2 protein-coding genes are annotated in these 847 nt (G+C 44.4%); both read right to left on the reverse strand.

Annotated features, from left to right (window positions below):
- The coding region (locus LJE11_RS19175; RefSeq protein ID WP_227296408.1) for a DUF5131 family protein at positions 1–440 on the reverse strand (440 nt) is incomplete at its 3' end.
- Positions 437–847: radical SAM mobile pair system MarR family transcriptional regulator (locus LJE11_RS19180; protein WP_227296410.1), on the reverse strand; the 411-nt coding region annotated here is incomplete at its 5' end. The genes LJE11_RS19180 and LJE11_RS19175, both read right to left, overlap by 4 nt.

An 847-nucleotide genomic window follows, 5' to 3' on the forward strand; every position in this document is an offset into this window, starting at 1 on the left:
TCGAATAACGGCTCAAAGGTAACATGGTAATGTTTTGCTCTGACGTTTTTCCGAAGGGCGTCGATACGCCACAGTTCTGCTTTCCTCGTCACCGTAACGCCAAACCATGCGTTTTCCAGATCGGTATCAAAATCCAGCAAATCAGGTCGCTTGGTAAGGAACAGGAACTGATGCTGTGGATTTTCACGGATCTTTGCAAATACCTCGTCTCTCCAGTCCGGCTTCCATCCAGAGAGATTGCTCATGCCGGTAAGAAGAAAGTTCTGCGGACGTTTCTTTTCCATCATCTTGAGCTTACCCGGAAAGAATTCAGGGTCAGCGAAATCATCAATCATATGCCAGCGTTTCACGTTGTTGCGGGCATAGCAATATGTACACCCCACTGTGCAGCCAATGACGATATTCATGTTCTGAATCTGATCTTTGATACAAATACTCATGACTTCTGCCACTCCTCAAGATTCTTTCTGATGCGGTCAAGGCATTCCTCAAACCGGATAATTTCTTCCTCTGAAAAACCTTTGTAGTAAATACTGCCCATCTCATCAGATACAGAATCGTACTCGCCCTTTAAGGCATGTGCTTTCTCAGTCAGAAACAGGAGCGTTTTCCTTTTGTCCATTTCAGACTGAACACGGCTTATCAGCCCTTGATTTTCCATTCTTTCCAGCATCGTAGTAAGAGATGTTATCGCTAATCCGCATTTAGTCGAGAGTGACCTGATTGAAATACCATCCTTCTGCCACAGCACATAAAGAATACGCCCCTGGGCTCCATTAAACGCATCAATATTCTTTTCACTGAGAATCTTCTCGAAAATCCGGTCTCCAAGCTGTTTTATTTTGGT

Source organism: Blautia sp. DFI.1.216, from assembly GCF_020594215.1.
Taxonomy (GTDB): Bacteria; Bacillota; Clostridia; order Lachnospirales; family Lachnospiraceae; genus Blautia_A; species Blautia_A wexlerae.